The following is an 11778-nucleotide window of genomic DNA, read 5'->3' as shown; positions in this document are numbered from 1 at the left end:
AGAATGGCACATAAGAAAGCTGGTGGTTCCTCCCGTAACGGTCGCGATTCAGCCGGTCGCCGCCTTGGCGTGAAACTCTTTGGTGGCCAAGCGGCCATCCCGGGCAACATCATCGTGCGTCAGCGCGGCACCAAGTTCTGGCCGGGCCAGGGCGTGGGCATGGGCAAGGACCACACGATCTTTGCGACCGTGCAGGGTGCGGTGACATTCCACAAAGGTCTGAAGGGCCGTACCTTCATTTCCGTCCTGCCAATGGCGGAGGCCGCCGAGTAAGCCGTTACCCAAGAGCTTAAGACGAAATTCAGGGGGACCGGCGACACCGCCGGTCCCCTTTCTTTGTTTTTCAGGAGCGGTCCGATGACCGACCGTATTGAGACATCCCGCTTGACCCTGCGCCGCATCGCCCGTGTCGATGCGCCGGAGATTGCGGTGCTTCTAAACAACCTCGACGTCGCGCGCTGGCTGACCCGCGTGCCGTTCCCCTATGGCCCGGACGACGCCCTTGAATTCACGGGGCGGGTCGAGGACGACGGAACCGACCATTTCGCCGTACTGCAAGAAAACCGTTTCATCGGCTGCATCTCGTCCGAGGATCACCTCGGCTATTGGTTCGGAGAGCCGTTCTGGGGCCATGGTTTCGCGACTGAGGCCGGTCGCGCCGTGGTAGATCGCCATTTCGCGAACGGTGGTGAAGATCTGGTCTCCGGCTATCTGGAGGGCAACGCAGCGTCCTGCAAGGTGCTCACCAAGCTGGGGTTTCGCGACACCCATGTGGAGCCCACTTTCACACGCAGCCTCGGCCACGCCGTCGATCAGCAAAAGATGATCCTGACCCGTGCGGGGTGGGAGGCGGCACAATGACAGATATCATCGAAACCGACCGGCTCGTCCTGCGGCGCCTCGGCCCCGAGGATGTGGGTGACATCGCGGCTCTCGCGAATAATTTCGAAGTTGCGCGCTGGGTCTCCCGCGTGCCGTATCCCTATTCGGTAGAGGATGCGCAAATGTTCATCGACACCTTGCCGATGGGCGATCCCGGTGTTTTCGGGGTCACTGCCGAAGGCCGATTGGTCGGATGCGTGTCGATCACCAAGGCATTCGGCTATTGGTATGGCCAGCCGTTTTGGGGCAGGGGCTATGCGACCGAGGCCGGTCGCGCCCTGGTCGCTGCGCATTTCGCAAAGAGCGATGACACTTTGCAAGCCAGCTATATGCTCGAAAACGCAGGCTCCAAAGGTGTGCTGACCAAGATCGGCTTCGAGCCCACGCATCTCGACACAAATCCCTCCCGTGCCCTGGGTCGCGATGTCGAGGTACAGCATGTGGAACTGACCCGCACCCGGTGGGAGGCCCTGCAATGAGCGTTGCGGCCGCCAGCTTCCTCGTCTTCGCCGCGTCCCAAGTCGGTACGCCGGGTCCCGCCAACATGGCACTCATGGCCACCGGCGCGCGCTATGGTTTCCGCGCGGCCTTGCCTTTCGTTGCGGGCGTGGCCTTGGGCAAGCAACTTGTGATCTGGCCCGTGGGTTTTGGCCTCATGGAACTGGCGGACCGCGCGCCATGGGTTTTTGATACCCTCAAATGGGTCTCGGCCGCCTATATCTGCTGGCTCGCCTGGAAGGTCGCCAATCTGCGCCTGAACACCGATGCCGGTGCGGCCAAAGCCCCCGGCTTTTTCGCGGGCCTGATCGTGCATCCGCTCAACCCCAAGGCTTGGGCGATGATCGTGGCGGGCTTTACCGGGTTCGTCGCCGTTGGCACGCCTCCGCTGGAGGCGACGGCGGTGATTGCGGCCTGCCTGCTGGCCTGTCAGATCGTGCTCCATCCGATCTGGACATTCGCCGGCGATCGGATCGCCGCGACGGTTGCAGGACGACCTGAGGAAAAATATCTGATGTGGACATTGGCGGGGCTCACCGTCGCGTCTGTGTTCTACGTGTTGTTCGGAGGAGGGGTAACACAATGAAACTCGACACTATCATCGCCGACCAGCCGGTCGTCGAAACCGAAAGGTTCGACCTGCGCCCCCTGCGCCGGTCCGATCAGGGCTTGATCGAGCTTTACGCAGGCGACGAACGCGTCGCACGCATGACCACCTCGATCCCGCACCCGCTGCCGCCCGGTCTGACAGAGGCGTTCGTCTCGCGGGCCATGGCCGAAGAGCGGGAGGAAGACATCTGGGCCATGGACGGCTCTAAATCCGGCGGGTCGGAACTGATGGGCGTGATCAGCCTGCAAAAGATGGACCGCAACCAGTCGGAGGTCGGCTATTGGGTGGCGCCGATCTACTGGAATACCGGGCTCGCGTCCGACGCGGTGCAGGCGCTGGTGGAAGCCAATCCGCTGGGCGACAAGACCATGTTCGGCAGCGTCTTTCAGGACAATCCGGCCTCGGCCCGGGTGCTGACCCATTGCGGGTTCGAATATCTGGGCGATGCCGAAAGCTTCAGTGTGGCGCGCGACGCGACCGTGCCCACCTGGACATACCTGAAGAAGCTTGCCTGACATGACCGACTGGCCGCATCTGACAACTGATCGCCTGATCCTGCGGGCACTGCGACAGGAGGATGCGGCCGAGCTTGCCCGGATCGGGGGCGATCCGCGTGTGGCTCCGATGATCTTCGTTGCCTCCTCGCCCTGGCCCGTGGAGGACGCCGCCGAGGTTATCGCGCAGGCCGCTTATGACGGCGGCCCCGCCTTTCGCGTGGCCGTCGCTCTGAAAGAGCGCGGTACGTTCATCGGCATGCTCAGCCTCTTTGACGATGCCTCCATCGGCTATTTCATCGACCCCGCCCAGGCCCGGCGCGGTTATGCCTCCGAAGCGGTCAGCGCCTTTGTCGAGGCCGCCTTCGCCTCGGGCGGGATGGAGGAGGTCAAGGCGGAGGTCTTCACCGACAATCCGGCCTCGACGGCGATGCTCCTGAAACTCGGCTTCGAAGAGACGGGCAAGGGCATGGCCAAGTCCCGCGCCCGGCTTGAGCCTGCGCCGGTTAAGCTGTATCGCCGCCGCAAGGCGCAAGGAACCGGCACATGAAATTTCTCGATCTGGCCAAGGTTTACATCCGCTCCGGCGGCGGAGGCGGGGGCTGTGTCAGCTTCCGGCGCGAGAAGTATATCGAATATGGCGGGCCCGATGGCGGCGATGGCGGCACCGGCGGGTCGGTCTGGGCCGAAGCGGTCGATGGGCTGAACACGCTGATCGACTTCCGCTACCAGCAGCATTTCTTTGCCAAGAACGGCCAGCCCGGCATGGGCAAGCAGCGCACCGGCAAGGACGGTGACGACATCGTGCTGCGTGTGCCCGTGGGCACCGAGATCCTGGACGAGGACGAAGAGACGATCATTGCCGATCTTACGGAGGTCGGCCAGCGCGTGGAACTCGCGCGCGGGGGCAATGGCGGCTTCGGCAACCTGCATTTCAAATCCTCCACCAACCAGGCACCCCGCCGCGCCAATCCCGGCCTGCCGGGGGTGGAGCGGACGCTGTGGCTGCGCCTCAAACTCATCGCGGATGCTGGGCTTCTGGGTCTGCCCAATGCCGGAAAATCCACCTTCCTCGCCGCTACGTCTAATGCCCGCCCTAAGATTGCAGATTATCCCTTTACCACTTTGCACCCCAATCTGGGTGTCGTGGGCGTGGACAATGCTGAGTTTGTCATCGCCGACATCCCCGGTCTCATCGAAGGCGCCCATGAGGGGCGTGGCATCGGCGACCGGTTCCTTGGCCATGTCGAACGCTGCGCCGTGCTTTTGCATCTGGTCGACGGCACGTCCGAGACGGTGGCCGAGGATTACCAGACCATCATCGGCGAACTGGAAGCCTATGGCGGCGATCTGGCCCACAAGACCCGCATCACCGCGCTGAACAAGATCGACGCTTTGGACGACGATGAACGCGCCGAGGCCAGGGCCGCGCTGGAAGAGGCTGTTGGCGGCCCCGTCCTCATGATGTCGGGCGTGAGCGGCGAGGGCCTGACAGAGGTCCTCCGCGCCGTACGCAGCGAAATCGAGGAAGATCGCCTGCGCCTCAAGGCCCCCGAGGAGGATGAACCGTGGCGTCCCTGACCGAGGCGCGGCGGATCGTCGTCAAGATCGGCTCGGCCTTGCTGGTGAACCGTGCTACCGGCGCCCTGCGCTCGGACTGGTTGGTGTCGCTCGCCGCCGATGTCGCCTGGTTGAAAGGGGCAAGGGCTGACGTAATCCTCGTCTCCTCCGGCTCCATCGCTTTGGGCCGCGGCGTTCTGGGCCTGTCCGGACCTGACCTTGCTTTGGAACAGTCTCAGGCTGCCGCCGCCGTTGGCCAGATCCGCCTGGCCCGCGCCTATGAGGAGGCATTGGCCCCCCACGGTCTGACCACCGCGCAAGTGCTGGTCACACTGGAGGACAGCGCCGACCGCCGCCGCTATCTGAATTCCCGCGCCACGCTGGAGACGCTCCTGTCGCTCGGCGTCGTGCCCATCGTGAACGAAAACGACACGATTGCGACGGATGAGATCCGCTACGGCGACAATGACCGCCTTGCCGCCCAGGTCGCCGTCACCGTAGGCGCCGACCGGCTGATCCTGCTCTCGGACGTTGACGGCTTCTATTCGGCCAATCCCGCCGAGGACCCGTCGGCCACCCGCTATGACGTGATCGACGCCATCACGCCCGAGATCGAGGCGATGGCCGGCGATGCAGGATCGGGACTGTCCAAAGGCGGGATGAAGACCAAGCTGATGGCGGGCAAAATGGCCATCGCGGCAGGCTGTGCGATGGCAATCACCGAAGGATCGGCCCTGCATCCGCTGAAGGGCCTCAGCAACGGCGCGCCCGCCACATGGTTCACCGCCCAGATGGATCCGCAGGCTGCCCGCAAACGCTGGATTGCTGCGATGAAATCCAAGGGTGCCATTACCGTCGATGCGGGCGCCGTTACCGCGCTCACTTCCGGCAAAAGCCTGCTGCCCGCTGGCGTCTCCGCCGTCACCGGTGTCTTCGGGCGGGGCGATCCGGTGGACATTCTCGGCCCCGATGCGCGCAAGCTGGGGCAGGGGCTTGCCCGCTACACCGCCGAGGAGGCCACTGCCATCCGGGGCCGCCGCTCTGCCGAGATCGAAGGTATCCTGGGCTATCCGGGCCGCGCCGCTTTAATCCATCGCGACGATATGGCACTTTAGGCCACCAGATAAGGGGTCCGACATGAAAGACATGGACAACATTCCCGCCCTCATGGCCGAGATCGGCGCGCGGGCCAAGGCCGCCAGCGCCGAGCTGGCCTTCGCCACCGCCGAAAGGAAACACGCCGCCCTGATCTCCGCAGCCGATGCCGTCTGGGCGCGCCGGGCCGAGATCATCGCCGCCAATGACGAGGATCTGGAGTTTGGCCGCGACAAGGGCCTGTCGGATGCGATGATGGACCGCCTGATGCTGGATGAGGCGCGCCTGCGCGGCGTCGTGGACGGGCTGCGCGCCATCGCCGAACAGCCCGATCCCGTGGGCGCCGTGATGGAGGAATGGGACCGTCCCAACGGTCTCCACATCCAGCGCGTTCGCACGCCTCTGGGCGTGATCGGCGTGATCTATGAAAGCCGGCCCAACGTGACCGCCGATGCCGGTGCGCTCTGCCTCAAGGCGGGCAATGCGGTAATCCTGCGCGGGGGTTCGGAAAGCTTCCACTCCTCCCGCGCGATCCATGCCTGCCTCGTCGACGGGCTGCGCGCCGCCAACCTGCCCGAAGACGCGATCCAGCTTGTGCCCACGCGCGACCGGGCGGCGGTCTCCGAGCTGCTCACCATGACCGATACGGTCGATGTCATCGTTCCCCGTGGCGGCAAGGGCCTCGTGGGTCTTGTCCAGCGGGAGGCGCGGGTGCCCGTTTTCGCCCATCTCGAGGGTATCGTGCATATCTATGTGGACAAGGCGGCCGACCCCGAAACCGTGCTCAAGGTGGTGCTGAATGCCAAGACCCGGCGTACCGGAATCTGCGGAGCCGCCGAGTGCCTTCTGATCCACCAGGACGCGGTGTCCACCCTCGGCCAAGGCGTGATCCGCGCGCTGATAGATGCCGGGGTCGAGGTTCGGGCCGAGGGCGCGCTGGCCCGGGTCGAAGGCACGGTGGAGGCCACGGATGAGGATTGGGGCCGCGAATACCTCGACATGATCATCGCCGCCAAACCGGTGGCCGATGTCGATGAGGCCATTGCCCATATCCGTCGCTTCGGATCTGACCATACCGACTGCATCCTGACCGAGGACCTGTCGGTGCGGGACCGCTTTTTCCAGCGGCTCGACAGCGCCATCCTGATGCACAATGCCTCCACCCAGTTCGCCGATGGCGGCGAATTCGGGATGGGCGCCGAGATCGGCATCGCGACAGGCAAGATGCATGCCCGTGGCCCCGTGGGGGCCGTCCAACTGACCAGCTTTAAGTATCTGGTCACGGGCAACGGGGCGATCCGCGGCTAAAAGCGGATCGCAACTTCCGTGTCGCTGTATGTCACGTCGAGCGTCCGGCCGTCTTCCGCCGCGATTTCCGGCAGCAACGCGAATTGCACCAGGGCAGGGGTGATCTCCGCCCTTTTCTCCGCACGGGTCAGATCATCCCACACATCCTGCACCACGTTCAGCTTCTCCGCTCCGCCGATGATCGACCACGTCCCGTTTTCCTTGAGGATGCGCACCGTCCCGCCATAGGCCAGCGCCGTTTCGCAGCATTGCAGGGCCAGAAAGGCCAGACGCAGATCCGATCGCGGCTGGGCATCCAGTGGCCCGTACTGCACGCTCACCCTTGATCCCGCGCGCAAGTCGTTCAAAAGCGCCACAATCTCGGATCGCGCGATGCTCTGCTCGCCCGCCGCCCCGTAGGCAATGCGAAAGAACCGGATCCGGGCCCCCGCATTTTCGACGCTTTCCGAGATCAGGCTGATCTCGGGACCCGAGGAAACACCAGCTATATCAAGCAGTTCCAGTCCGTTGGTAATCGCCCCGATCGGGCTGATAAGATCGTGACAGATCCGCGACCCTATCAGTGCCGCGAGGTTCACGTTACTTTGTCCCATATCTTCCTTTCCTGCTGGAGCCCCGTATGTCCGACATGAATGCCATCCTCGCCCCCGGAATGCTGGTCAGCCACCCGGACCATCCGGCATGGGGGGTCGGGCAGGTACAATCCAATATTGGCGGCAAGATCACCGTGAATTTCCAGGAGGAAGGCAAAGTTGTCATCGATGGCGCCCGCGTCACCCTGCTGCCCGTCTTTGATCCATGAACTTCGTTACCGAAGGATTAACGCAAGGCAAACGCGGCGTCGATCTGCATCATGTTGCCAAAAGCTTGTGCAATAAGGTATCAGCCCCCAACTTCCAGAAGCACAACTGACAGAACTGCGATGATCCATGTTGATGTCTAATCCCGGACCGGCCTTTCGCGTGAAAATCGCGGAAACGGATGCGGAACTGCAGGCCGCGCAAGCGCTGCGGTACGACGTCTTCGTGCGCGAACTGGGCGGCGGCGGCGCGCTGGTGGATCATGCGGCGGGGCTGGAACAGGATCGCTTCGATCCCTTCTTCGACCACATGATCCTGATCGACGACCGGACCGAAGACGTGGTGGGCGTGTACCGTCTCCTCCGGGACGATCAGGCGGAAAAGGCCGGACAATTCTATTCGGCCGATGAGTACGATCTGGGCTTGCTGGTCTCTTCGGGGCGCAGGCTTCTCGAACTGGGCCGCTCCTGCCTGCATCCCGATTATCGCGGTGGTACGGCGATGTATCACCTCTGGGCCGCTCTGGCCGCCTATGTCGAGACACACAAGATCGAAGTGCTCTTCGGTGTCGCCAGCTTTCACGGCACCGATATCCCGGCACTGGCCCAGCCATTGTCGATGCTGCACCACAACCACCTCGCACCGCCCGCGCTGCGAGTGCGTGCGCGACAGGCGCAGTATCAGTCGATGAACCTCGTCGCCCCCGAAGACCTCGACCGCCGCCGCGCCATGCTGGAGACACCGGCCCTCATCAAGGCCTATCTCCGTCTCGGCGGTTGCGTGGGTGAGGGGGCTTATATCGACCATGCGTTCAACACCACCGATGTCTGCCTTGTGCTCGACACCGCCCGGATGAACGAACGCCAAAAGCGGCTTTACACCAGCGAGCGGGCCGGGTGACCCAGGCCTGGGAGAGCGACGACGCGCCCGATCCGGTCCGGATCGGCCCGGCGGGCTGGGTGCGTGTGGTCCTGCGCGGCCTCGTGCTGGGGATTGTGGTGTTCGGGGGGCTTTTCATCCTGCTGACGCTGCGCCTGATCGAACGCCCTCTTTTCGGGATGGCGCGGCCTCTCACGCCCCATATCACCCAAACCGTTTGCCGTCTGGCCTTCGTCATCCTCGGCATGCGCTTTTCGGCCACGGGCACGCCCATCCATGAACAGGGCGCGGTGGTGGCCAACCATTCGTCCTGGCTCGATATTTTCGCGCTGAACGCCGCGCAACGGATCTATTTCGTCTCGAAATCCGAAGTCGCCAAATGGCCCGGTATCGGCTGGCTGGCCCGCGCCACCGGCACGCTTTTTACCGAGCGTAATCCATCGCAAGCGCGTCAGCAGATGCTGAATTTTCAATTGCGCCTGCTCGCGGGTCACCAGCTTCTCTTCTTTCCCGAAGGCACGTCAACCGACGGATTGCGCGTTTTGCCCTTCAAAACAACGCTCTTTCAGGCGTTCTTCACAGACGAGTTGCGCGCGGAAATGCGCATCCAGCCGGTCACCGTGGTCTATGGCGCGCCCGCAGGTCAGCCCGCGCGCTTTTACGGCTGGTGGGGGGACATGGATTTCGGCAGCCACCTTCTGAAAACACTCTCCGCCGCACCAGGGGGGACCGTCCTGGTCCACTACCATCCGCCGGTCGCCGTCGCCGATTTTGCCAACCGCAAGGCGCTTGCGGCCCGGCTTGAAGAGATCGTGCGCTCCGCCCATCCGACCGCTGTGGCGCAGGCCGCCGAATAGGCGCCGAATAGGCCTTGTGCCCCCTGAAAACCTGCTCTATACGCGCGCCATTCATCCCGCAGGCGGGGTTTGGGCCAATGGGGGAGACATCCCCAAAGGTCCGCCGGTTGGCGCATCCGCGTCGAGACCCCCGCCCAGGTATAAACCGGAAAGGAAACGAGATATGGCTCTTCCCGAGTTCACAATGCGTCAGCTGCTCGAAGCGGGCGTTCACTTCGGCCACCAGACACAGCGCTGGAACCCGCGCATGTCGCCCTTCATCTACGGCGCGCGCAACGGCATCCACATCATGGATCTGACGCAGACCGTCCCGATGCTGGACCAGGCGCTGACGGTGATCCGCGAAACCGTTGCCAAAGGCGGTCGGGTCCTCTTTGTCGGCACCAAGCGCCAGGCATCCCAGCCCATCGCCGAAGCGGCCGAGAAATGCGCGCAGTATTACATGAACCACCGCTGGCTGGGTGGCACGCTGACCAACTGGAAAACCGTGTCCCAGTCGATCAACCGTCTGAAACAGATCGACGAGGCGATGGAAGCCGGCGCCGAGGGCCTGACCAAGAAAGAGCGTCTGGGCATGGAGCGTGACCAGGGCAAACTGCAGGCGTCGCTGGGCGGGATCCGCGAGATGGGCGGCACACCGGACCTTCTCTTCGTCATCGACGTCAAGAAAGAGGCGCTGGCGATTGCAGAGGCCAACAAGCTGGGCATCCCGGTCGTGGCCGTGGTGGACACCAACTGTTCGCCCGATGGGGTGGATTTCATCATCCCCGGCAATGACGACGCGGCCCGTGCGATCGCGCTTTACTGCGATCTGGCCGCCCGCGCGGCGCTTGATGGCATGTCCGCGCAGCTTGGCGCCGCTGGCGTCGATCTGGGCGCGATGGACGAAGCTCCGGTCGAAGAGGGTCTGGCCGACGAGGCCACGCCAGAGGCCGAGGAGGCCCCGGCGAACGCTTGATCAGGGTCCTCTCCGGGCCTGTCACGCAAATGACATACGGGACGGGGTATGACCCGTCCCAACCATCCAGAATTTGAGGAGAGCCACGTCATGGCAATCACAGCAGCATTGGTGAAAGAACTGCGCGACAGCACCGGCGCAGGCATGATGGACGCGAAAAAAGCACTGACCGAAACGGGCGGCGACATGGAAGCCGCGGTCGACTGGCTGCGCACCAAGGGTCTGGCCAAGGCCGCCAAGAAATCCGGTCGCACCGCCGCCGAAGGTCTGGTCGCCGTGGTCGTCGACGGCGGCAAGGGTGTCGCGGTCGAGGTCAATTCCGAAACCGACTTCGTGGCCAAGAACGCCGAGTTTCAAGAGATGGTATCCGGTATCGCAAAGACCGCTTTGACCGTCTCCGACGTCGAAGCGCTGAAAGAGGCCGATATGGGCGGCAAGACCGTGGCCGACACGCTCACCGACAAGATCGCCACGATCGGTGAGAACATGTCGGTGCGCCGCATGGCATCGCTGGAGGGCGATGGCGTGGTCTCCTATGTGCACAATGCCGCAACGACCGGCATGGGCAAGATCGGTGTTCTCGTGGCCATGACCGGGGGCGATGAAGCCTTCGGCAAGCAGGTCGCAATGCACATCGCCGCCGTGAACCCCGCCTCGCTCAGCGAAGCCGATCTTGACCCTTCCGTGGTCGAAAAGGAAAAGCAGGTTCAGATGGACATCGCCCGTGAAAGCGGCAAGCCCGAGCAGGTGATCGAGAAGATGATCGTGGGCCGGATGAAGAAATTCATGGCCGAGGTCACGCTCCTGAACCAGCAATTCGTGGTCAACCCCGACCTGACCGTTGCCAAGGCCGCAGAAGAAGCCGGCGCCGAGATCACCGGCTTTGTCCGTCTCGAAGTGGGCGAAGGCATCGAGGTCGAAAAGGAAGACTTCGCCGCCGAAGTCGCCAAGGCCGCTCAGGGCTAATAGCCCTGGCCAAGTCCTGAAAAGAAATCGGAGCCGCGCTAAGCGCGGCTCCTTTTTCTTTGATGACCCCGTTAATGGGGATGGGAGGGGCCATTCAAAAACCCGGTTCGAGTATGGATCAATACACACCCGAACCGGCCTCCGGAAACCCGGACAAGCTTGGAGCGCCCTGAAATCGCAGAGATCCTCACCTGATGTTCCCTGGCTTCAAAGCCACCACTCACGGAACGCTTGCAGGATGCGCTTTTACGCGACGTCACGAAAGTCATGGATTCCTTACCTCTTGGTAAAAAACTGAACCGGACAGTTTTTTATTGATGTGCGCCAAAGGCCTAGCAGGTTAACGCATGGTCATGAGCGATAAGTCGGGACGGCGCATCCGCATCCCGAAGACAGATCCGCAAGACGCTGGATAGCCAAGCTGGGATCGCCTCTTTCTGACCTGTCGGGCAACAACCAGCCCCCTGAACCTGGGCCTTGGATAAATGGATCAGAACACAGTCGATGAATTGCAAGGCCTCGAAAGTCTGTTGTGGCGGCCTGAAATCCGCTTCGATCCGGAAGGGATGGACCGGCTTCTTGCGCCCGACTTTCTGGAATACGGTCGTTCGGGCCGGATCTATACGCGCCAGGACATTCTTGCCGTGCACAGCCCGCCCGATGCATTCCGGGCGACGTTTCCCCTGCCGTATTTCCGGGCGGGCTTTCTTTCCAGGGATGCCGCTCTGGTCACTTATGTGAGCGAGATACATTTCGACACGGGGTCCGAACGGGCCAATCGCAGCTCGATCTGGATCAGGACGGCCTCAAGCTGGTTGCTTCGGTTTCACCAGGGAATACCGACGGGGTAGACCGGCCCAAACCAAAGCCC

16 protein-coding genes are annotated in these 11778 nt (G+C 63.1%); 15 read left to right on the top strand and 1 reads right to left on the bottom strand.

What is annotated here, in order from left to right; genetic code table 11:
• The first annotated feature begins 3 nt into the window (after positions 1–3).
• The 9 genes from rpmA (at position 4) to CFI11_RS12050 (ending at position 6447) form a co-directional block, all read left to right on the top strand.
• Positions 4–273, top strand: a complete 270-nt coding sequence (gene rpmA / locus CFI11_RS12090; protein WP_130406268.1) for a 50S ribosomal protein L27 — start codon at positions 4–6, stop codon at positions 271–273.
• Positions 274–357: 84 nt separating this feature from the next.
• Complete coding sequence (locus CFI11_RS12085) at positions 358–861, top strand: GNAT family N-acetyltransferase (protein ID WP_130406266.1); 504 nt, start codon at positions 358–360, stop codon at positions 859–861.
• The gene (locus tag CFI11_RS12080) at positions 858–1361 is read left to right on the top strand and encodes a GNAT family N-acetyltransferase (protein WP_130406264.1); all 504 of its coding nucleotides are present in this window, start codon (positions 858–860) and stop codon (positions 1359–1361) included. Before CFI11_RS12085 ends, CFI11_RS12080 begins: the two co-directional genes overlap by 4 nt.
• Positions 1358–1966 (top strand): LysE family translocator, encoded by a 609-nt coding sequence (locus tag CFI11_RS12075; protein WP_130406262.1) that lies wholly within the window; start codon positions 1358–1360, stop codon positions 1964–1966. Before CFI11_RS12080 ends, CFI11_RS12075 begins: the two co-directional genes overlap by 4 nt.
• Positions 1963–2505, top strand: a complete 543-nt coding sequence (locus tag CFI11_RS12070) for a GNAT family N-acetyltransferase (RefSeq protein ID WP_130406260.1) — start codon at positions 1963–1965, stop codon at positions 2503–2505. The genes CFI11_RS12075 and CFI11_RS12070 overlap by 4 nt, the downstream gene beginning before the upstream one ends.
• A 1-nt stretch (position 2506) precedes the next feature.
• The gene (locus CFI11_RS12065) at positions 2507–3034 is read left to right on the top strand and encodes a GNAT family N-acetyltransferase (RefSeq protein ID WP_130406258.1); all 528 of its coding nucleotides are present in this window, start codon (positions 2507–2509) and stop codon (positions 3032–3034) included.
• A complete protein-coding gene (gene obgE, locus CFI11_RS12060) occupies positions 3031–4065 on the top strand; it encodes a GTPase ObgE (RefSeq protein ID WP_130406256.1) in 1035 nt (344 codons plus the stop codon). The genes CFI11_RS12065 and obgE overlap by 4 nt, the downstream gene beginning before the upstream one ends.
• The gene (gene proB / locus CFI11_RS12055) at positions 4053–5159 is read left to right on the top strand and encodes a glutamate 5-kinase (protein ID WP_130406254.1); all 1107 of its coding nucleotides are present in this window, start codon (positions 4053–4055) and stop codon (positions 5157–5159) included. Before obgE ends, proB begins: the two co-directional genes overlap by 13 nt.
• A 22-nt stretch (positions 5160–5181) precedes the next feature.
• Positions 5182–6447, top strand: coding sequence for a glutamate-5-semialdehyde dehydrogenase (locus tag CFI11_RS12050; RefSeq protein ID WP_130406252.1), 1266 nt, complete (start codon positions 5182–5184; stop codon positions 6445–6447).
• Here CFI11_RS12050 and CFI11_RS12045 read toward each other — a convergent pair.
• Entirely contained in the window at positions 6444–7040 is a 597-nt protein-coding gene (locus CFI11_RS12045; protein ID WP_130406250.1) for a histidine phosphotransferase family protein, read from the bottom strand. The genes CFI11_RS12050 and CFI11_RS12045 overlap by 4 nt on opposite strands.
• A gap of 26 nt (positions 7041–7066) precedes the next feature.
• Here CFI11_RS12045 and CFI11_RS12040 point away from each other — a divergent pair, with 26 nt between their 5' ends.
• The 6 genes from CFI11_RS12040 (at position 7067) to CFI11_RS12015 (ending at position 11758) form a co-directional block, all read left to right on the top strand.
• Positions 7067–7249, top strand: coding sequence for a DUF3553 domain-containing protein (locus CFI11_RS12040; protein ID WP_130406248.1), 183 nt, complete (start codon positions 7067–7069; stop codon positions 7247–7249).
• A gap of 133 nt (positions 7250–7382) precedes the next feature.
• On the top strand, positions 7383–8147 hold the full coding sequence (locus tag CFI11_RS12035) for a GNAT family N-acetyltransferase (RefSeq protein ID WP_130406246.1): 765 nt from the start codon (positions 7383–7385) through the stop codon (positions 8145–8147).
• A complete protein-coding gene (locus CFI11_RS12030) occupies positions 8144–8983 on the top strand; it encodes a 1-acyl-sn-glycerol-3-phosphate acyltransferase (RefSeq protein ID WP_130406244.1) in 840 nt (279 codons plus the stop codon). Before CFI11_RS12035 ends, CFI11_RS12030 begins: the two co-directional genes overlap by 4 nt.
• 163 nt (positions 8984–9146) lie before the next feature.
• On the top strand, positions 9147–9941 hold the full coding sequence (gene rpsB / locus CFI11_RS12025; protein ID WP_130406242.1) for a 30S ribosomal protein S2: 795 nt from the start codon (positions 9147–9149) through the stop codon (positions 9939–9941).
• A 90-nt stretch (positions 9942–10031) separates the two neighbouring features.
• Entirely contained in the window at positions 10032–10907 is an 876-nt protein-coding gene (gene tsf / locus CFI11_RS12020; RefSeq protein ID WP_130406240.1) for a translation elongation factor Ts, read from the top strand.
• Positions 10908–11392: 485 nt separating this feature from the next.
• Positions 11393–11758 (top strand): DUF4440 domain-containing protein, encoded by a 366-nt coding sequence (locus tag CFI11_RS12015; RefSeq protein ID WP_130406238.1) that lies wholly within the window; start codon positions 11393–11395, stop codon positions 11756–11758.
• Positions 11759–11778 lie beyond the last annotated feature (20 nt).

The organism is Thalassococcus sp. S3 (assembly GCF_004216475.1).
Classification (GTDB): domain Bacteria; phylum Pseudomonadota; class Alphaproteobacteria; order Rhodobacterales; family Rhodobacteraceae.
Note: the sequence above shows the minus strand (reverse complement) of the source record. Positions and strands in the feature narration are given on the sequence as shown.